A 19,630-nucleotide genomic window follows, 5' to 3' on the forward strand; every position below is an offset into this window, starting at 1 on the left:
AAATCATGGCGCTTGATGAAGTTCTTTACTCACTGGGGGAAGCTACGGAGGCACTCGTTTCAAGGATAGGTAATACGATAAAGGACATAGCGTTTCCGGAGAAAACAGAAAGACCACCAGAATTCAAATTCCTGAAAAAGCTCGTAAAAAAAGACTTCACCCCACACGAGTTCATTAGCCTCAAACTTCAGCTCGTTTTCCTGACTTATCTCGTCCTCTCACTACTTACAGCCGTTTCACTGAAGAGCCACGCATACCTTTCCCTCCTGTTCATCGTGGAGCTCCTTTATATACGGTACATCATAAGGAAGACCTGGGACTTCATAATAAACCCCGGGGCATACCGCTTTTTCTATTACGGGATATCCACCCTGGCTTTCCTCTCCTTTGAGGGGTACCTGGTTCTCAGAGAGCTGAAACCCGAGGTCTATTATTACTATGCATACCTGATGGTAATCCTGGCAATCGTCCTAATCTTCCGCTGGTACTTCAAGAGAAAATTCGGCAGGGACTACACTTACGGCGTTGTGGAGGAGGTGAAGAATGACCTCGTCAGGGTTTTCATCCACGACGACATAGCGGCCAACGTCAAGCCCGGTTATTACTGGCTCCCTGAAGTAGAGGATGCCAAACCCGGGCGCGTCGTCAAAATTCTCATCGAGGATAGGGCATTTAGAAGCGCGAAGCCTCTCAGAATCCTCGAGGTGTATTTAGAGGACACGGGTCAGTCCTCCCAGACGGAGACGGAACCAAAGGAAGAAATCGAGTAGAGGATGAGGAGATAAACCGAGTGGTGGGGTTCTATCAGGTTCGTCTTGGCAAAGCTTTCGCCTTTTCTCGGTATTTTCAACGATTCCACCGCACTGCAATGGGGAGAGACAAAGGCTACCTCCCGCTGAAACTCAACATCGTAGCCCAGACCCCGGCAGATCCGCCGGAGGAACGACTTAAATTCCTTCCATTTTGAAATGTTCGTTTTATAATAAATCGTGTGCCCCAAAGTATCACCGGAAAAAGTAATCAGGAAATCTTTAAAAGTTTTTCGCCTATGAATTCCGGGCGATGATGACTAAACCCGTTGCAGAAAGATGAAGAGAGGATCGACTAGCTGAGCTCCCCACAGAGCTCCGCGAAGTTGCGGTAGATTTCCGCACCACGCTCGGTGTGGGCCACCTCGGGATGGAACTGCACGCCGTAGATTGGCAAATCCTTGTGCTTCATTGCCTCAACCGGGCAGGTCTCGCTCCTCGCGAGCAGCTTGAAGCCCGGGGGAAGCTCCTTAACCTCGTCCATGTGGCTCTCCCACACCTTTAACTTTCTGGGGAGGCCTCTGAAGATGTCGTTCTCCTCAAGGATTTCGATCTCAACTAAACTGTACTCCGCCTTATCGCCCCTTCCGGCCTTCCCGCCGAAGTGCCTCGCTATCAGCTGGTGGCCGAGGCAGATACCGAGGATAGGCACGTTGAACTCGTCGTAGTGCTCCAGGATTGCCTCACAGTTGCCTGTTTTGTTTATGTCCGGCCCGCCCGAGAAGATTATGCCCTTCGGCTTCATCGCCTTTATATCCTCAAGCGGCGTCGTGTTGGGAATTATCTTCGCCTCGACGCCGAGATAGCGGAGCGTTCTCCAAATCCTGTGGACGTATTGCCCGCCGTTGTCCATAATCACTATCATGAACTCACCCCCAGGGCTTTGAAAAACTCGTCGGATTCTTCAACCAGATAAAATGCCTTTAAACCGAGGGATTTGGCCAAGTCGGCCATTTTTCTGTCGTTGGTTATTAAAATTGCCCCAATGAATTCAGCCGCTGCTATAAAGTACAGGTCAGGAACCCTGTGAGCGGTTTTAAACGCAAGCTCCCTAAGGCGGGAGATTATAAGTTCCTCCTCCACCAATCCAGATAGGAGGGAGAGGTATATTTCATGAGCCTCTCTCGTCTCTTCTTCCTCTAAAAACCGTCTCATTACTGAGATAAACTCAATTTCACCAAAGATAGGCGCGTAAAGTTCCGCAAGGCCTTTTTCTGCAAGTTTTGCGACCCTCTTTGCGATTTCAGTCCTGTCCGGGTAGAACCCAGAAAACAAGTTGACGATGACAGAAGTATCGATGACCACTTTCATGGCCTCTCCTCCCTGAGCCTGAGAAGGTAATCCTCTGGGGACTCGTCGAATTTCTCTGGGGTTATTACCTTTCTAAACTTCTCTGTCATCGCGACTATGTCACCCTTAAGGATTTTGATTCTCACTTTCTCGTGTTCCCTGAGTTTCAAGGGCTTCAAGGGCTTCAGCACGCCGTTTTCATAAACTGCCTCAATTATCTCATCCATGCTCCCACCGTTTTAAGCTCAACTCAAAAATAAATAAAGGTTCTCACTCAAACTCTATTGTTGCAGGAGGCTTGTTGGTGATGTCGTAGAGCACCCTCCCGACCTCGGGGATCTCGCTCGTTATCCTGAAGGCTATCCTCTGGAGCACCTCGAAGGGGACGTTCATTGCATTGGCAGTCATCCCGTCGAGGCTCTCAACGACGCGAACTGCTATGGTTTCCTTGTAGGCCCTTATGTCGCCCTGGACTCCGACGGTTTTAACGCCGAGAAGAACCGCGAAGGCCTGCCAGGGCTTCAGCCCGGCCTTCTCAATCTCCTCCTCGACTATGGCGTTCGCTTCCCTCACGATGGCGACCTTCTCCGGCGTTACCTCCCCGAGGACTCTCACTGCCAGCCCCGGCCCTGGAAAGGGCATTCTGTTGTATATCTTCTCGGGAAGGCCGAGCTCCTTGGCGAGCTCCCTCACTTCGTCCTTGTAGAGGTCCCTTAGCGGCTCGATGAGCTTGAGGTTGAGCCTCTCTGGGAGGCCGCCGACGTTGTGGTGGCTCTTGATCTTCCCCCTGCTCTCAATCCAGTCCGGGGCGATGGTTCCCTGAATGAGGAATTGGGCATCTATCTCCTTCGCGACCTCCTCAAAGACCTCGATGAAGACCCTGCCGATGATCTTCCTCTTTTCCTCGGGGTCGGTTACGCCCTTAAGCTCACTGAAAAAGCGCTCGCTCGCGTCAACGTAGTGCAGGTTAAGGCCGAACTCGTCGCGGAAGGTCTTAACGACGAACTCAGGTTCACCCTTGCGCATAAAGCCTGTGTTGACGAAGACCGCGTGGAGTCTATCGCCTATTGCTCTGTGGGCAAGAACCGCGGCCGTCGAGCTGTCCACACCACCGGAGAGCGCTATTAGAGCCTTTCCATCACCGACGGTCGTCCTTATCTCCTCAACTTTCTCCTCGATGAACTTCTCCCACATGAGCACCACCTTTTTGTAGGCGTTTGAGGGTCAATATATAAACTTATCCTCACGAAGTTTAACAAATTCATGTTAAAACTTCCCTGAGCCCATTCTCCTTAAAGGCCCACCTTGGCTCCATCGCGATCCTCCTGCCGGTGTTGACGAGTTTGTCATAGAGGAGCCAGCTGTAGGGCGAGCCGTGGACGAAGGGGTTGGTTCCAACGACGATTCTGGCCGAGATTTTAAAGACGACGAACTCAATCTCTTCCGTGGACACCCTTCGAGGCAGAACGGCCCCCAGAGACCGCCTATGAGCTTCTCAGCAGTCTTCACAATCTTTTCACCCGCCTCAATCACGTCCATCAGAAGGCTCTCGCGGAGGACTATCGGGATGTTGCCGATAACCGTGTAGTTGGTCTCCAGTCCCAGACCAAGCTGTTCTTTGGCGGGTATTCTGCCTATTGCATCGGCGTTGCTCTCGTAGCGCCTGTCAATATTCATCAGATCAGGCTCAACTGCAAGCTTTGAGTAAAAGTAGTTATAGAACATTAAAACGAAAAAGAGCAAAATCAGAACTTAAGTCCTGAGTTCCTCAACGGGGAGCCTCATCCTGGAGGAGACTAGGAGGAGCAGTATTCCAAGAAGGCTCATGCCTAGGTATATCGCCATTCCCACAGCAACGCTTTTCACCAGGACGAGCATGACGTTCGGAGCGACTGCGTTGGCTGAGTTGGAGATCAAACCAAGGGCAAAGCTGGCCTCAGGGTAGATTTCCTTCGGATAGGCCGCTGGAGCGGTCGTCCAGAAGGCAGGGCCTGTTCCCTGGACGATACCGGCTATGGCAAAGCCGAGCAGAGCAAGGGTGTAGTCGTTCGCGCTCGTCGCTTTCCAGACGACGAAGAGGCCTATGAAGGTCACGAGGTAGGAGAGGGTCATAACGCTAACGATGGCTTTGAAGAGGCCGCGGTTGGAGGTGTTTTTGACTGAGAGGCGATAGCCAAGGTAGCCCATGACTATCGACCAGAATCCCATTGAGGCTTCAAGGACTATGACCAGATTGGCCTTCTGTGCCTCGGAGAAGCTCACGTGGTGAAGGGTGAACGAGCCAAGGGTGAAGACTATCCATAGGGCCGGGAAGAATGTGAATCCAAAGACCCAGGTAAAGGGCATCTTCCAGACGTTGGCCCCCTTTGCTGAGTGCTTCTCCTTGGGTATCTCAAAGTCCTCAACGAACAACCACCAGAGGACAAGCATTAGGTACATAAGGGCGGCGGAGATAATGAAGGCCTCTCTGACTGAGGACCAGCTCGCTTCACCTCCACCCACCCATTTGGCAAGCTTTATGCCGTAGATCCCACCCCAGAAGATTCCTGAAAGGACTACCCCCTTGGCAAAGGGCCTCTCGGCCAGGAAGAGTCTCGCGATCTGGTTGCTGAAGACTGCTATCAGCGCAACGATGAAACCCTGGAAGAAGCGCAGCGCAACGATTCCCCACCAGTTTGGCAGGAAGGGAATCAGGAACTGAGGTATAGCCGCGAAGCTGACTATTAGAGCCACGCTTCTCTTGAAGGAGCCCTTAAAGAGGCTGGTTCCTCCAAGGAGGAACGCGACGAAAAGGCCGACGACGTAGGCAGGCTGCTGGTAATTAAAAACCGTCTCAGTTATGCCGTAATGAGTGATAACCGCACCCTTAAACTTCTCGAGCATGTGCATCGTCCCAAAGCCGGCCGCGACGAGCAGCATGTCCATGATAACGAACTTCCACCGGTTATCTCTCAAACTATCACCCCCAAATCGGTATGAGTCATGGGTAGCAAGATGTAGCTTAGGTGGAGATTTAAAAACGTTCCTCGAATTAGATGTGGCGTTTCCGGAAAAAACCGCAATTTAATTAGTTTTTACAGAAATCCAAAAAATATTCTGCGGATTAAAGCCGGTTTAGTGTTTCCAGTAAAAAGGAAACAAAGGTCACGCCCCTACCCAGAGTTCAATCTCCCTCTCAATCGGCAGCGGTCGGCTATAATTACCTCAAGCCCTTCTCAGGAACAAAAGGAGACCCAACGTGAGGAATATGGAGAGCAGGCTTAAGTAACGGAGGGGAACGAAGGGGTCTTCAAAGCTCAGCTCAAGCTCGTGCTCCCCAGCTGGGAGGTTCAGCTCGATGAGGCCAAACTCACTGTTCTTCTCCACCGAAATCTTCTTTCCGTCAACACTCGCCTCCCAGTGAGGGAAGTAGTTCTCGCTTACAATTACTTTCGAAGGTCTTTCAAGGCTGTACCTGAGCCTTATCCTCCCATCGCCGAGCTCAAGAACGGTGTAGTTCAGCTCTGGAACCCCGAGATATGGGGTGAGAAGCTCTTTCAGGATGGATTTCTCGTAGTCATTGCTGGTATAGATTGCATGGTATGGAAAGTTAAGACCGACAAAGTAGACGCGCCCTTTGCCATAATCTTTATAGCCAAGAACCGTAAGGTCCCAAACTTAATGAGGGGCACTATACTCCCAGTATAAGCGGTGGCAGTCCAGGGCTGGCCCTCGTACTGGAACTCGGAGAACTTCGAGGTGTTGAAGAAAGTTGAACTGAGGTTGGCCCTCCCTTGAACCTTTACTATTAGAGACCTCACCCCCATGCGCTCCGCCTCTGCATCCGGGCTTCTGAAGGTGTTGACGACCAGAATACCACCGTTCTTAACGTACTCCTGAAGGTCGAACCATGCTCCAACGTCCCTGTACTTGTAGCCGTTCAGGATGACAAGAGAGTAACTGGAGAGCTCTTTAGCGTAATCGTCCACAAAGCTTCCGCGTTCGTAGGGAACTTCAAGGTCAATCGGCCAGTCGCCGATAACGAGGATACCAGTCTTGGGCTGGAGGAAGGTGAAGTTGCTCCAGCGGTAGAGGTGGAAGGGGCCGGAGAAGTATACCTCCTCAAAGCCAAAGCTTCTGAGGTTCCTTGTTATGTCCCCGTAACCCCTATAGTTTTCATCCGTTATAACGTACTTCACAGAGTATATCCTGAGGGCTTTCTCAGCGAACCCTGGATCCTTTTCCATAGCGTAGTTCAGGTAAGAGTGCTGGGGATAAGCAGGATCGCCCTGTCTGTACCATCCGTCTAAAGAGGGCTTTCCCGCGAGGGCCGGCGTATAAGCAACCCTGCAACCATGGGTTATCGCAACGGCCGGCTGATAAAACCTCCAGCCGGTCGAGTTGTCGTTCTTAATGTAATTCAGAACGGCCAGGTAATCTCCGGGAAAGTCCTCGGAATTTAATGAGTTAACCTGAAGTCTAACGTCTGAAAGGGGGAGGACAAGGAAGAACACGAGGAGAATTCCAGCAACTGCCTTTCTTTTTTCACCGTTCCCGATTTTTTGAGTGATAAGCCCACTGGGAACTTCAAAGAGAGCACCGACGCCGATTGCCGAAGCGAAGGGAACAAAGTCTATCCACCTCCAGGGGGGTATCATGTCTAGGAGGGGAAGCCTGTTGAGGAAGGGAGTTGGGCCGTAGTAGCCAAGAGAAAGCAATATAGCCGTGAGAGAAGCCCCGAGAAGGCCCGCCCCAAGAAGTCTCTCTGGCTTCTCCTTTTTCACTAAAAGGACTACAATCCCTATGATCCCCATATAGAAAGCCAGCCCCTGGTAAAAGGACCAAGGATCCGAATGGATCAGTATATTCGAGAATTTTATACTCTGGAATTTAAATAGATATTCAATTCTGTTCTCCTTTAGGAAGTGGGCGTTGCCCTTCTCCAGCAAAAACGGAAGAACCCAGAAGGATGAAATGGAAAAGGCTGTAACACCGGCTATGAACAGGTTAAGGGCTATGTCTCTAATTTCATTCCTCCTCGTTATCCAGATGTAGGGGAGAAAAAACGTTACCATCAGCCCAAAGCTCACGAAAAGGGTGTGGTGAGCTAATCCCACAGCGGCCAGAAAGAGGCCCGAGAGCACGGCGTATCTCCAGTTTTTGCGGGTTATATAAAGTAACGCCAGAATGAAAAGGGGGGCAAGGTTGATTGCAAAGAACCTCGGAAAGTTCCCCTCAGGCGAGAGAACCCTTAGATGGTAGACTGAGAAGGCGTAGACGATTCCTGACAAGTAAGAAGAAGCATCGGAGAAGCCGAGCTCTTTGAGGAGAATCCTGGTGGACAGGGCACCCACCAGAATTGCCAGCAGGACGGTCAGTTTATAGCCCGTTATCGCGGATGAAGCTATTTTACCCAGGAGAGCACCAACAAAGTATGAGAGGGGCGGGTAAAACCTCAGGAAGGGGTAGCCGCTGTACCAGTCCTCAATCCATGAGGAGTAGCCCTGCATAAGCTTCCATATTTTGAAGAGGTGGCCGTAGGCGTCGCCTCCCCAGGAAGGAGGATAGCCCGAAGAGAGGAACCCCCTTAACACGAAGAGCGAGAAGAAGAAAACAGAGAGTATAAAGAGGGCCTCACGGATTTTAACGCTTCTGATTTCAACCATCCCTCATCCCATCCCTTTCATCCGATTATTGAGGCGAGGTAGTCGAAGAGGGGTTCGAGGAACGGGAACTCGGGGACCTGAGTGTTATCGGTGACCTTTGCTCCACTTTTGCCGTCATCGGTACCAACAGGCTCCCATTCAAAGAAGTCATCCTGACCGTCTTCGAAGTCCTCAGTCTTCTCGCCTTGCGCGTAAGTGTAGACAACGTTGTCTAAGTATAGATCGAATTGTTTCCCTCCGCTGAATATTCCCCCGGCTTCAATAGAGCTTATGCTCTGGGGAGTGTTCTTAGATTGGCTATATACCAGTTGGCCGTCTATGTAATAAAGCAGGTTTTTAAGCTTGTTGTTATTCGGATTATAAACGACCTCGATCCTGTATGTATGTGGAGACGAGCCATCGCTGGTGGTATATACCGGAGTACTGCCTGAGGGATCACTCGTGCCGGAGAAAATAGCCACCGTCCCGTTCTTCCAGAAGAATCCCCAAGCACGTCCATTGCTGTCCACAAGGGCCATAATAGCCACGTACTGCGTTCCCTGGGTATAGTTGAAGGCGTAAGCGTCCCACTGAATGCTGAGGGGGTACTCGCTGGAGTTAACCTGCCGGTATACATAATAGGAACTGTCCAGGCTGTGATCCCACACGTGGAGCATTTGGCCACTCATTTCAGCACTGCTAACGTTTCCTAACCCCATGAGGACGAGCACGAGCGTTATGATAGGAACTGCAACCTTCACTCTCTCAACACCAACCATATCTCTCACCTCTATTATTTATACCTGGTTCGACTTTAAATAACCTTTAGTCAGACCTTCGAACAATTTATGCTGAGTCAACTTATAAATTTCCCAAGGTCTTTTCATCTCGATCCAGTTCAATTTGGATGAAGGCTCTTCATAAACGCGTTCGCGAGGAGAAGGACAACCACCGTGAACATGAGAAGCGGCCCTATGGTGTAATGGAACAGCGAAAAAGCTCCTTCACCAAGGGTATAGTATAGGTATATGGCCAGAAAAATCCTGGCGAGGTTCAGGAGGTATATCGTGGATACTCCGAAGATGTATTCTCTGAAGTGCCTCCTGAGCTTCGGAATCACAGAGTAGACCACGGTATAAAGGGCTATGCTGAACATCCCGCTACACTGCCAGGTTATCTCGAAGGCTACCCTCTCACTGGGCAGATATATTATATTCCCCAGGAGGGTGTTCTGGATGCCGACGATGGAGAGGAGGCCGTGTATGTTGGACGCTTCCACCTTTATCAGAGGGCCTCCAAACTTGACGCCCAAAACCATGACAACAACGGTTGAAACTATGAGCGAGCCTATGAACATGACAAGCTCAGGTATCTTCGGCAACTTCATCGCCTCCATCCTCCCTTGGCTTTATGAGGCCGTACTCCTCAAGTATGCTCAGGTGGTAGTGGACGGTGGACTTGCTAAGCCCGAGAACCCTGGAGATTTCGCTGAGGGACTTCCCTCCCCTAATCATTTTCAAAATTTCCCTCCTGGTTCTGTTCTCGAGAAGGAACGCCTTTATTGCCTCTTTTCTTTTTCCTGCGGGATAAAAAATATTTGTATTGCCCACCTCTGTCTCATCTACATAACCGGACCTCTTGAGTACCGAGAGGTGCCATCGGGCATTGGTTCTCGAAATTGAGAACGTTGAGACGACGTCGTTTATGGTTGTGTATCCTTTTGCTTTTACGTACTCGTAGATGCCCTTTCTGACCTCGTTCTTAAGGACTTCCCTCGCGGGAAGCATGTAGGCACCCAACGCCAGAATAAGGCCTATCAAAAACTCTCTGAGCCTCTGAACGTGGGGGTTGTTGGAGTTGAGAGCGTATGCAATCGCGCCCGCAGAAGCCAGCGCCCCAACTGCCACACCGGTCAGGGGGATGCCACCTTTGTAGTGCCTTATGATTGCCACAATGAACTCCGCAACTGCCGGGTTTCTTGTGTCAAGATAGAGGGCGCTCGGGTTTATGGAAACAATAACAAGCCTTCCCCTACCGACTCTTAGCTCGCTGACCACGGGGATATCCCCCGAGATAAGAACTGGCTTGGCCTTTCCATCAACGAGGGCTATGCCGTAGGTGTCCGAGTCGTAAGTGAAGGGGGTAAACTTCAGGTCATTGTTCGATGATATCTTAACCAGGCCTATCTCCGTGAAGTTCACGGTTAGGCCAAGTACTCCTAATATTCCCGGTTTATCACTTTCCAGTGTTCGAAGGGTGTTAAGCCCAACTATGAGGGTTTTTCCGGACTTTACTTCCCTCAAAAGGCCCGATGCTCTTTCCCTCATGCTTTCGTTTAGGAATCCATAGTTGAGGTCGAGGGCAAGGATTATGTCACCGTCTCCGCCGAGGGCAACTTTTTCCTTCTCGGAGATAGCCTCGTAGAGGGACATATCTCCCCGATCCGAGTAGAGGTAGATAGCCGTCGCAGTTACTGAAGGTAAAATAAGGGTGAGAATAAAGATTAAGGTGAGTAGCTTTCTTACCATCCCTGGACCACCCCCCTCATGTACCGGAAGATGGCATTGACTTTTATTATCGAGAGCAGGGGGTTATAAAGCACATAGTAGAGAAAGACGGCCGGAAGGTACCTGAAAGCCTTGGCCAGACCATGCTCTATCGCCATTGCAATTGAGCTCATGAGAACCCCCGGAAGGTACTGGAGAGTAAAAACGAGGAAAAAGAGGAACGCCATCACATTAGGAGGTAAGGTGAAATCGAGTATCCTGACGTCGAAAACGTACTGTAGAAGAACTATCGTAGGGAACGATATCATACCAAACACCTGTATAAAGGACAGCAGGTACTCCAGAAGTACAATGTGGGTGAAGAGGAAGAAGCCCTTCTCACCGTATTTTCTGTTCAGTATCATGTCCCTATGCTTGGCAATAACCTGAAGGCCTCCATAGTACCACCGGAGCCTCTGCCTGTAGGTTCCCTCCAGCTGGTCTTGGAATAGGTGTAGACAATGGCGTTTGGCTCGAAGACAGAGTCAAGTCCCGCCCTGTAAGCTATCATACCGAGGTCAAAATCCTCCGCCAGTGTGTCTTTTGGCACCGAGGGGAGCCTCTTGAGGAAGTAGGACTTGAAAGCCGAGAAAGCTCCAGGCACAACGAGGAGCCAGCCGAGATAGGACTGAACCCTCCTGCCAACCTCAAAGGAATGGAGGAACTCTATCTCCTGAAACTTTTCCAGAAGGTGACCTTTTCTAGGAGCGATTCGAATTATGCCGGTTGATACTCCAATTTTAGGCTTCGTGTAGAGGCTTTCCACGAGATACCTCAGGGACGAGCCCGTGCCAAAGTACGAGTCTGCGTCCATTGTGACTATCACGTCGCCGGTGGCCGCTTTTATGCCATCCTCAAGGGCTTTTGCCTTCCCGAGGTTCGTCTCGTGGGAAATTACCTTAGCTCCCCAGGAGGAGGCTATTTCAGCCGTCGCATCGAGGCTTCCATCGTCAACAACTATGACCTCAACGAGGTTGAAGGGGTAGTCCTGGTAGTATATGCTCTCAAGGAGACGCTCTATGTTTATTCCCTCGTTGTATGCGGGAACAACTATGGAAACTTTGGGATAGAGGCGGGGATATTTCGTAGCCCCCTCAGAACTGCGGAAGTAAATGTAAAATATGAAGTATGCGGTGTAAACGAGTATTATGAAAGCACCGGTAAAGTAGAAAAGGTACCTAACGAAAGAATACACTGGATAGTGCTCAATCCCCGGAAAAAGAAACCTTGAAGTTTCCCAGGCAACGTACTGAAGCATGGTGTAGTCTAAGTAGACCAGATAACTGGAGATTATGAATGCCGAGAGGTAAGAGGCTATCTTTCTTCTCATACTTCGAACCACCTGACTAAAGACTTGGTCGGGTAAACTTCGTAGTCAAAGGTTATCTTCCTGAGCTCCACGACACCGTAAGCAGAGAGGCGCTTCAACGTTTCAAGGACGTCGTAGGGAGGCATGTTAAGAGACCTTGCCAGGTCGAGAACCCTAATGCCCGGGTTCATGGTAACCTTTTCCATCAGCTTTGGATGTCTTCCAATCGCCCAAGCTGCCATTCCCTCTATCTCCTTTCCCCTCGGGGTTACGAGAACGTCCCTCTCCCCGAACTCAGAGAGGTCTATAATTTCCGCCTTCCTCGAAATCTTCAGCACGGCTATTGGAAATTTCAGGCGTTTTGGCTCAACACCTAGCTCCTCCGAGAGCTCGCTTAGGGTTGCCCCCACCAAGACTTTCAGGGCATCAGTGAGCTCTTCCTGAAGTTTTCGCGATATGTACCTTGAAATGGGAAACGTGAGTGCCGCTATAGTAAGGATGAGGCCCCATGGGAGATAGCCGAGATAGGCCATAACGAACAGAAGGAGGAAAGCCGTGAGCCCTATAAAGATGGGATTTAAGGCCAGCCTTTTTACTTTTAATTCTATAATCTCTCCGGTGGAAAGCCTGGGCTTTGAGGCCCTGTCATCGAGTCCCTTAATTGCTATGTCCCTGTAAATTGCGGCATAGTTCTCATCCTGTTCAACAAAGGCTCTAACGGGGTTAAATGTCATTAGCACACCGATGCCCCTGCCGTAGTGTGCTTCGGTAATGGCAGGCTCCCCCGTGCTGTAGCGTGCTATTACATCGGCTCTCACGGGCCTGACCACGATGATCTGGAAGCTTGAGTTGTAGGGGTAGAGCTCCCCGCTGTAGTTAATATAAACTTCATCTCCGGATGATTTAATTCTCAGAAGGCTAACCCCCAGGACTTCGTCAAACTTCCTATTCCAGTGTTGGACATATGTGTTAAGGCCAAGAACAAGAACACCACCAACCTCCACGTACTGTTCGAGGGCATCAATTTCATTTTGAGAGAGTCTCCCACCATACGTCCACTGGAGGTTCAAATCAGGTATCCAGACTTCATCGTATTGGGCGAGATACTCAAGGCTGGATAAAGGTGATCTGTCGTCAGGAAGGTCTTTTCCCAGGTAGATGATATCAACTGTAAAGTTGTTCCCCAGGGAGTTGGCCATCATAACGTCATCTACGTCACTGCATACTACAAGTATTCTCGCGGGGGAATAACCTGAAGCCGGAGAAGGAACTAGGAGCAGTAAACTGATTAATATGATAACTAGGGGGCTTACCCTTTTCATAGTCATAGTCTAAGTTGTATTTGTGCTCTTATAATGTTTAGCCACTCCCTCGAACGGCCGATAAATCCTTTAGCATTTAAGGTGCTCCCTGTTGAAGCCGTCGAAAAGTTCGACACGATTGATATAGACATGATAGTCATGAATATCAACGATCTGGCCTGCATCGGGAGAACCCGTTGTGCTCGTTGATTATCCAGCGATTAGAGAACCGGGTGAGAAAGTTTTCTCCGAGATTGCCAAAGATCAAAGCGATATTTGGCGACAACTGCTGTAATACCTGACCTCATCAATGGCTTTGACTAGCCGGAACGGCCATCGGAGTGGTTGAGAAAGGAAGAGCCATGGCAGACAAGAGAATAAGACCCGGTGATGCAATAATAAAGATTCCCAGCTCTGGTATTAATTCCAACGGCTTAACCCTCGCTAGGAGGCTCTTGATTTCAATAGCAATAGCCAACGAGAATCTATGTTAAACCACTGGAGTTAATTGAAAGCGTCGAGAGGGGACTGTTAAACCTCAAGCGCCTGTACAGCCTCTCGCTGGACGAGATGTTCAGGCTCTTCAACATGAGGGCTGACATGGACGCTATAGGCAGGGGATAGGGTGAGAACTTTGGAGTAAGGCTTTAAACTCTCTTCCTAATCTTTTTCGGTGGTTCGATGGAACTCACGATAAAGAAGAAGGCCTTCCTTGAGAACCTTCCCAGGCTCGTTGAGAGGGCCGTAGAAGAATACGGACTCAGGCTGAGAAAGATGGTGATAGAAAAAGACGATAAAGGCTGCTATACGGTTTTAATCACGTATGACTCGGAGTTTCGCCCGTGAGCCTCCTTTAAAGCCCATATTGAGCCTTAACGAGGTCTCTCTTGTCAAAATCAGAATAAGCCCTTGTCGGGGCTCTTCCCGGTTTTCATCTCCCAGAAGCGGCAGGTGTCGGGGCTTATCTCGCTGCCGAGCTTGAACTCTATCAGAATTATCCCGCGCCCCCTGAATGATATCCCCTCCATCTCCCCCTACTTCAGACCAGTCTATGCTTAGAACATTTGCGTGATGGTTTATCCTCGGGCCGTGGAGAGGGTCATCCTCGTAGTAGAGCCCGCTCATGCCATCGCTCGATTGACAAAAGAAGTTCAAAATAAAAGAATTTCTGAGACAGATTTACACACTCCGATAATCACTTACCCACAGGATAGTTCGGCGCCTCGTTGGTTATCAGGATGTCGTGCGGGTGGCTCTCTTTGATGCCGGCGTTCGTGATTATCACGAACTCGCCCTTCTCCTTGAGCTCTTTGATGTTCTTGGCACCGACGTAGCCCATTCCGGATCGAAGACCGCCGACGAGCTGGTAGAGGACGTCGCTCACGCTTCCCTTGTAGGGCACTACTCCCTCAACTCCCTCCGGAACGAACTTCCTCGTTTTCATGTGGCCCTTCTGGTAGTAGCGCTCCGCTCCACCCTTCATCATTGCTCCTAATGAGCCCATTCCGCGGTACTGCTTATAGCGCCTGCCGTTGATTACGACCTCCTTACCGGGGGCTTCCTTGGTCCCCGCCAAGAGCGAGCCGAGCATTACCGCGTCGGCTCCAGCCGCTATCGCCTTAACTATATCCCCGGAGTAGCGGATCCCACCGTCGGCTATGACATGGAGGCTGTACTCCTGCGCTCTGTCGGCTACGAGCGCTATTGCGGTAACCTGTGGAACACCAACGCCGGCCACAACCCTTGTCGTGCAGATGCTCCCGGGGCCGATTCCGACCTTTACAGCATCCGCAAAGGTGAGGTCGTCAACCGCCTTTGGATTGGCTATGTTTCCGACTATTAAATCGGCATCGACGGCTTTCCTTATCTCTTTCATGGCCTTTATCGCCTTGAGGTTGTGGGCGTGGGCCGTATCAACGACTATGACGTCAGCTCCGGCCCTGTCGAGAGCCTTAGCCCTCTCAAGGTCAAAAGGCCCGACCGCAGCGGCAACTATCAGATCCCCGTTCTCATCTCTAACAGCGTTCTTGTACTTTCTGCGCTTCGCCAGGTCGCTCATCGTGATTATTCCCACGAGTTTGCCGTTCTCGTCAACCACTGGTAGCCTGTCTATCCCCTGCTCAAACATCAGCTGAAGGGCCTCCTCAGCCGTCACGCTCTCGGGAACGGTTATTGGCTCGCCGGTCATAACCTCCCTAACGAGTTTCCCCTGCTTTACCGCTATGTCCTTCTTGCTTATAACCCCTACAACCCTCCCGTCCTCAACTACTGGCAGACCGTCTATATCGTTCTTCTCCATCAGGAACAGTGCGTAGTCAACGGTCTCCTCTGGAGAAATAGATATGACATCCTCGACAATGAAGCGCTCGGCTCGCTTTACTTTTTTTACCTGCTCAACCTGCTCCTGAATGCTCATGTTCCTGTGAATTACGCCGAGGCCTCCTTCTCTGGCCATCGCGACGGCCATCTCCCACTCTGTCACTGTGTCCATCGCCGCGCTGAGAATAGGGATGTTCAACCTTATTCTGGGGGTAATCTTCGTCGAGACGTCAACATCCTTTGGCTCGACTTCGGTGGCCTGCGGTATGAGAAGAACGTCGTCGAAGGTGTAGGCCCTGAGAGCATTAACAAGTTTCTGTTCAAATTTTCCCATATTACCCTACCTCCATGACCCTTTTTGACTCGAAAATGGCAAGGGTTTTTAAGGGTTGTGGCGATAAACGAGGGAGCTTACGTTACTGAAGCGGTTGTCCAGAGCCCCTAACAAGACCCAAGCTTCCAAGAAAGAGATCAAAAATGACCGTGGAAAAAGGCTCTTCAACTTCCTCTGGCTTCGGCCCGGAGGATCAAGAAGAGGAGAATCATGAAGATAGTGATATAGTAGCTCACTCTGAAGGGCAGGACACCGACGAGGCCGAGGGTGTAAGCGGCCGTTAAAATAAGGACGAGAAAGAGGAGCACCCGATAAGCCGTTTTACGCTCCATAGACATCACCACGGGCTCGGGAGCGGCCAAGCTCATCACTCTTCAGCTCAGGATTCCTCCTCATAGCCCCTGTATATCTCGAGACTTCTCCTGGCCCGGGCCCTGGGAATGTGGTGGCCCATTATGGCCACTATTTTATCGGCCTTGGCCTTTCCGTGGTGGAGCATTTTGTTCTCCGTCTTGATCTTCTCGATTTTGAACGTGTAGCCGCCGACCTCGACGACCTCGCCAACGGCGAACTCCTCGTTCCTTGGAACCTTGACGCGGAAGGCCTGAGTTATGCCCTTCGGGAGGTAGATGGACACCTTGATGACCTTTGGATAGGTCAGGCTCTCGCCCCAGAGAGTCTTGACTTCCTCCACCCTAGCCCGATTGACGCGCTTGTTCTCGTCCAGCTCTATACCTGTAATCCGAACCTCATCGTCTTCGGTCTCCACGATGTCTCCCACTTTGATTTCCTCGTCCTCCGGAAGCTCCGCGAAGGTTTTGAAGCTGACCTCATGCTTGCTGACCACGAGGGGGACCTTAATCAGCCTGGGAAGCGTAACGTGCCAGACGTTGCCGCAGTCGTTACATCTCAGCGTTAGCTCCCTTCCCCTCTCCCTTATCACCTCAACGTTCTCGCTACCGCACTCGGGACAGACAAATATCTCCTCCATTTTCCTCACCTGTGGGAGAAAAGGAAAGGAGTTTATAAAGGTGCCCTATACCGGGGCCGGCCTGAATTTGCCGAATCCCAAATGGCAACGGGATTGGCAACTCAGAGCTGGCTTCCCTCCTCGGGGTTCTTGATCTTCAACAGCGGGCAGACCTCCATGCACTCCCTGCAGTGAACGCAGGAATCCCAGTCAACCACTATCTTCTTGCTCTTCTCGTCTATGCTCAGCGCGTTTTCAGGGCATTTTCCAACGCAGACGCCACAGCCAACGCACTCGTAGGCGCGTTTGACGAGGTAATAGGCGCTCCACGCTTCTTCCTCGTTCGGCGCTCTGGCTTTCCTCGTCCCGGTCAGGAACTCAACCTCTCCAGCTTTAACGATGTCCCCCTCAACGGTAACCTCGCCGAGGATCGGGGCGACCTCAAGAAGGCGCTTTTTGTTCAATACCGTGTTGAACTCCAGCTCGTAGCCATCTGGCGTTTCCCTTATCTCAACCCTCACCGGCTCCCAGGAGCGCTCCTCAGGAATTTCAACGCCGAGCTTCCTCGCTATTGACTTCTCACCTTTGCTTAACTTCTTCCAGCGCCAGAAGCCGTAGGTAATCCACTCCTCTGGAAGGTTAAGGCGTTTCCTCCAGTAGTCCAGGGCTTTGAACCACTTCTCCCAGAGTTCGGGCTTTTCCCTCTTGAGCCTCTCGAACTCGGCCAAAGAAGCGCTCGGGCAGAGGAAACAGCCTATCCTGTCAAAGCCCCTCTCGTAGAGCGGGTTGTATGGGAGCTTCCTGCTGAAGATGTAGAGCCAGACCTCTATCGCTCTCCAGTGGAATATCGGCGATGCCCCAATCTCGTTGGGCACCCACTCGTTCCTCCACACGCGGGGCTGCTTAAACCTCTTTATGCTCTCGTACTTCCTCTGGCCGACGAACATGAGGACGCCTTTGGGGTAGTTCTCCTTTATAGCTAAAGTTATCGGGCCGAGCTTAGTAACCTTGCAGCACCAGCGGTAGTCCCTTCCGGGCGGTGAGAAAACGTAGAGGGACCTCCAGAAGGCGTCGCCAGCGTCGGCAACTATGAACCTTATTCCCCTCGGCTCAAGCTCCTTCCTAAGCCTCTCCACATACTCCACCGTCTCGGGGAACTCTATGCCAGTGTTGTTGAAGAAGACTGTAAAGTCTCCTCCGAACTCCTCCAAGGCCAATCCAAGAACGGCTAGGCTGTCCTTTCCACCGGAGAAGGCAACCGCCACAGGGAGGTCGGAGTACTTGCTCGCAACGCGCCTCATGAACTCCCTGCTCTTCACGACCTTCTCTTCCAGCGCTATGCTGTTTGCCCTCAGGACGTCCTCCATTGTGGCCTTTCTGCCCTCGCGGTACATAACCATTTTCTGCCTCTTCGGCTTAACACCTGTTCCCCTCTCGCCCCTGATTAAAGCCTCGTAGTCCTTCTTCGCTATTCCTGTGGCAAAGACCTTGCCGTCCTCTGAGACGAGGATTACTTCATCGTTTACCCTTATGCTTGGGTCAGCTTCAAGGACACCCACAGCCAAAAGGTTCGCGCCCCTCTTTATCGGCTCCACTGCGCCTTTATCGACGATCACCCACTTCTTCATTTTCTTTCCGTAGAGCTTCCAGAGTGCTATTGCACCTTCAACCTTTAGGCCAGCCCTCCACCTGAGCTCGATTGGGTCGAACTTCACGTAGCCAAAGATGTAGCCGTCGACTATGATCTCGTAGGCATCGTCCTCGCTCGGAAGCTTGTTGAGGAGGACAATCTTTCCGTCGAGGACTTTGCTTACATCAACTCCAAAGTGCTCCCTAAAGACCGAGCTGATGAACTCGATGTCCTTTTCAAAAGCAAAACGCAGGTCGCCCGGTGGAGTTATGTCAAGTCTAAAAACCCCCTCTTCTCCATGAACGGCACAGGCATCGCCGATGAGCGGGACGTTGCACTTCTCGCACCAGTTTATGTAAGCCTTACCGAGGAATACGGGCCTTCCCATTTCTCTCACCTGGGACGAGAAGGGGATGGGGGTTTATAAGGTAATAGGACGACCGGAGTTTTCTCCTTCCGGTATTGTCCAACTTTTTCCGAGGGAACGTTTATAAGGAAAAATATTAAAAGAGACATGAAAATTTCCTGGTGGTGATGGTAATGGGCTTCGCCGCTGTTGCACTCCTGATACTGGGCGGCTTTCTTTTGCTGCTGCTGGTGCTTGGAGTGAAGGTCATAAGGCCGTACCAGAGGGGCCTCGTGGAGAGGCTCGGAAAGTTCAACAGGATACTCGATCCGGGAGTCCACTTCATAATCCCATTCATGGAGCGCGTTAAGAAGGTTGACATGCGCGAGCACGTCATCGACGTGCCACCTCAGGAGGTCATCTGCAAGGACAACGTCGTTGTCACAGTCGATGCCGTCGTCTACTACCAGATCCTCGACCCCGTTAAGGCCGTTTACAACGTGAGCAACTTCCTGATGGCGATAATCAAGCTCGCCCAGACGAACCTCCGTGCCATAATCGGTGAGATGGAGCTCGACGAGACCCTCTCCGGGAGGGACATAATCAACGCCCGCCTTAGGGAAGAGCTCGACAAGATAACCGACCGCTGGGGCGTCAAGATAACCCGCGTCGAGATACAGCGCATAGACCCGCCGAAGGACATCCAGGAGGCGATGGCCAAGCAGATGACGGCTGAGAGGGAGAAGAGGGCCATGATCCTCCTCGCGGAGGGTAAGAAGGAAGCGGCCATCAGAGAAGCTGAAGGTCAGAAGCAGGCGGCCATCTTAAAGGCCGAGGGTGAGAAGCAGAGGCAGATACTCATCGCGGAAGGTCAGGCCCAGGCAATAAGAAAAGTCCTCGAGGCGCTCAAGATGGCAGACGAGAAGTATCTCACACTCCAGTACATCGAGAAGCTTCCGGATCTGGCCAAGTACGGCAACCTCATAGTTCCCTACGATACCGAGTCACTGATAGGCCTCCTCAGGATACTCCAGAAGGTCAAGGAGACCCCGATACCTCCTGCACCGCCCAGCAACAAGGAAGAACCCCAGGGGACCGAGGGTGATATGGGTTCTGAAGACGTTGAGAATCTCAAAAAGCTGATGGAGTGAG

General features: G+C 51.2%; 21 protein-coding genes and 2 pseudogenes. 4 read left to right on the forward strand and 19 right to left on the reverse strand.

Annotation, left to right across the window (positions count from 1 at the left end):
* The first annotated feature begins 5 nt into the window (after positions 1–5).
* Positions 6–770 (forward strand): DUF2101 family protein, encoded by a 765-nt coding sequence (locus A3K92_RS06700; protein WP_088885528.1) that lies wholly within the window; start codon positions 6–8, stop codon positions 768–770.
* A gap of 334 nt (positions 771–1,104) precedes the next feature.
* Here A3K92_RS06700 and A3K92_RS06710 read toward each other — a convergent pair whose 3' ends face one another.
* The 14 genes and pseudogenes from A3K92_RS06710 to A3K92_RS06765 all read right to left on the reverse strand — a co-directional run bounded on the left by A3K92_RS06710 (position 1,105) and on the right by A3K92_RS06765 (position 12,906).
* A complete protein-coding gene (locus A3K92_RS06710; protein ID WP_088885530.1) occupies positions 1,105–1,674 on the reverse strand; it encodes a GMP synthase subunit A in 570 nt (189 codons plus the stop codon).
* Entirely contained in the window at positions 1,671–2,120 is a 450-nt protein-coding gene (locus A3K92_RS06715) for a type II toxin-antitoxin system VapC family toxin (protein ID WP_088885531.1), read from the reverse strand. Before A3K92_RS06715 ends, A3K92_RS06710 begins: the two co-directional genes overlap by 4 nt.
* Positions 2,117–2,326 carry an antitoxin family protein gene (locus tag A3K92_RS06720; RefSeq protein ID WP_088885532.1) on the reverse strand — a complete coding sequence of 70 codons (210 nt, stop codon included), beginning with the start codon at positions 2,324–2,326 and terminating at the stop codon, positions 2,117–2,119. The genes A3K92_RS06715 and A3K92_RS06720 overlap by 4 nt, the downstream gene beginning before the upstream one ends.
* Positions 2,327–2,369: 43 nt before the next feature.
* Positions 2,370–3,293, reverse strand: coding sequence for a glutamine-hydrolyzing GMP synthase (gene guaA / locus A3K92_RS06725; RefSeq protein ID WP_088885533.1), 924 nt, complete (start codon positions 3,291–3,293; stop codon positions 2,370–2,372).
* A 67-nt stretch (positions 3,294–3,360) separates the two neighbouring features.
* Positions 3,361–3,830: pseudogene (locus tag A3K92_RS06730) on the reverse strand (DUF1297 domain-containing protein); the annotation flags it as partial.
* A gap of 21 nt (positions 3,831–3,851) precedes the next feature.
* The gene (locus A3K92_RS06735; RefSeq protein ID WP_232460851.1) at positions 3,852–5,054 is read right to left on the reverse strand and encodes an MFS transporter; all 1,203 of its coding nucleotides are present in this window, start codon (positions 5,052–5,054) and stop codon (positions 3,852–3,854) included.
* A 249-nt stretch (positions 5,055–5,303) separates the two neighbouring features.
* Positions 5,304–5,465 (reverse strand): hypothetical protein, encoded by a 162-nt coding sequence (locus A3K92_RS09620; protein WP_232460852.1) that lies wholly within the window; start codon positions 5,463–5,465, stop codon positions 5,304–5,306.
* A gap of 170 nt (positions 5,466–5,635) precedes the next feature.
* A complete protein-coding gene (locus tag A3K92_RS06740; RefSeq protein WP_232460853.1) occupies positions 5,636–7,744 on the reverse strand; it encodes a 6-pyruvoyl-tetrahydropterin synthase-related protein in 2,109 nt (702 codons plus the stop codon).
* Positions 7,745–7,761: 17 nt separating this feature from the next.
* Entirely contained in the window at positions 7,762–8,502 is a 741-nt protein-coding gene (locus tag A3K92_RS06745; RefSeq protein WP_088885534.1) for a hypothetical protein, read from the reverse strand.
* A 119-nt stretch (positions 8,503–8,621) separates the two neighbouring features.
* Positions 8,622–9,119, reverse strand: a complete 498-nt coding sequence (gene artF, locus A3K92_RS06750) for an archaeosortase family protein ArtF (RefSeq protein WP_232460854.1) — start codon at positions 9,117–9,119, stop codon at positions 8,622–8,624.
* On the reverse strand, positions 9,088–10,251 hold the full coding sequence (locus A3K92_RS06755) for a helix-turn-helix domain-containing protein (RefSeq protein WP_088885536.1): 1,164 nt from the start codon (positions 10,249–10,251) through the stop codon (positions 9,088–9,090). Before A3K92_RS06755 ends, artF begins: the two co-directional genes overlap by 32 nt.
* Positions 10,245–10,634, reverse strand: coding sequence for a hypothetical protein (locus A3K92_RS09625; RefSeq protein WP_232460855.1), 390 nt, complete (start codon positions 10,632–10,634; stop codon positions 10,245–10,247). The genes A3K92_RS06755 and A3K92_RS09625 overlap by 7 nt, the downstream gene beginning before the upstream one ends.
* Positions 10,631–11,599: a glycosyltransferase family 2 protein gene (locus A3K92_RS06760; RefSeq protein WP_232460856.1), complete on the reverse strand. Its 969-nt coding sequence runs from the start codon at positions 11,597–11,599 to the stop codon at positions 10,631–10,633. The genes A3K92_RS09625 and A3K92_RS06760 overlap by 4 nt, the downstream gene beginning before the upstream one ends.
* Positions 11,596–12,906 carry a beta-galactosidase trimerization domain-containing protein gene (locus tag A3K92_RS06765; protein ID WP_232460857.1) on the reverse strand — a complete coding sequence of 437 codons (1,311 nt, stop codon included), beginning with the start codon at positions 12,904–12,906 and terminating at the stop codon, positions 11,596–11,598. The genes A3K92_RS06760 and A3K92_RS06765 overlap by 4 nt, the downstream gene beginning before the upstream one ends.
* Before the next feature lie 72 nt (positions 12,907–12,978).
* Here A3K92_RS06765 and A3K92_RS09630 point away from each other — a divergent pair.
* Both A3K92_RS09630 and A3K92_RS09470 read left to right on the forward strand, forming a co-directional pair.
* Positions 12,979–13,470, forward strand: a pseudogene (locus tag A3K92_RS09630) (AIR synthase related protein); the annotation flags it as partial.
* Positions 13,471–13,560: 90 nt separating this feature from the next.
* Positions 13,561–13,725, forward strand: coding sequence for a hypothetical protein (locus tag A3K92_RS09470; RefSeq protein ID WP_198361929.1), 165 nt, complete (start codon positions 13,561–13,563; stop codon positions 13,723–13,725).
* Between the two features lie 50 nt (positions 13,726–13,775).
* Here A3K92_RS09470 and A3K92_RS09680 read toward each other — a convergent pair whose 3' ends face one another.
* From A3K92_RS09680 to A3K92_RS06780, 5 genes are all read right to left on the reverse strand, one after another.
* Positions 13,776–13,907: a phosphoribosylaminoimidazolesuccinocarboxamide synthase gene (locus tag A3K92_RS09680; RefSeq protein ID WP_257789293.1), complete on the reverse strand. Its 132-nt coding sequence runs from the start codon at positions 13,905–13,907 to the stop codon at positions 13,776–13,778.
* Positions 13,908–14,074: 167 nt separating this feature from the next.
* Entirely contained in the window at positions 14,075–15,532 is a 1,458-nt protein-coding gene (gene guaB / locus A3K92_RS06770; protein ID WP_088885537.1) for an IMP dehydrogenase, read from the reverse strand.
* Between the two features lie 164 nt (positions 15,533–15,696).
* Positions 15,697–15,864, reverse strand: a complete 168-nt coding sequence (locus tag A3K92_RS09475) for a hypothetical protein (RefSeq protein ID WP_198361930.1) — start codon at positions 15,862–15,864, stop codon at positions 15,697–15,699.
* 47 nt (positions 15,865–15,911) lie between these two features.
* A complete protein-coding gene (locus tag A3K92_RS06775) occupies positions 15,912–16,523 on the reverse strand; it encodes an HVO_0476 family zinc finger protein (RefSeq protein WP_088885538.1) in 612 nt (203 codons plus the stop codon).
* Positions 16,524–16,624: 101 nt separating this feature from the next.
* A complete protein-coding gene (locus tag A3K92_RS06780) occupies positions 16,625–18,520 on the reverse strand; it encodes a phosphoadenosine phosphosulfate reductase domain-containing protein (protein ID WP_088885539.1) in 1,896 nt (631 codons plus the stop codon).
* Between the two features lie 152 nt (positions 18,521–18,672).
* Here A3K92_RS06780 and A3K92_RS06785 point away from each other — a divergent pair, with 152 nt between their 5' ends.
* Entirely contained in the window at positions 18,673–19,629 is a 957-nt protein-coding gene (locus A3K92_RS06785) for an SPFH domain-containing protein (protein ID WP_088885540.1), read from the forward strand.
* The last annotated feature ends 1 nt before the right edge of the window (position 19,630 follow it).

Source organism: Thermococcus gorgonarius, from assembly GCF_002214385.1.
GTDB classification, from domain to species: Archaea; Methanobacteriota_B; Thermococci; order Thermococcales; family Thermococcaceae; genus Thermococcus; species Thermococcus gorgonarius.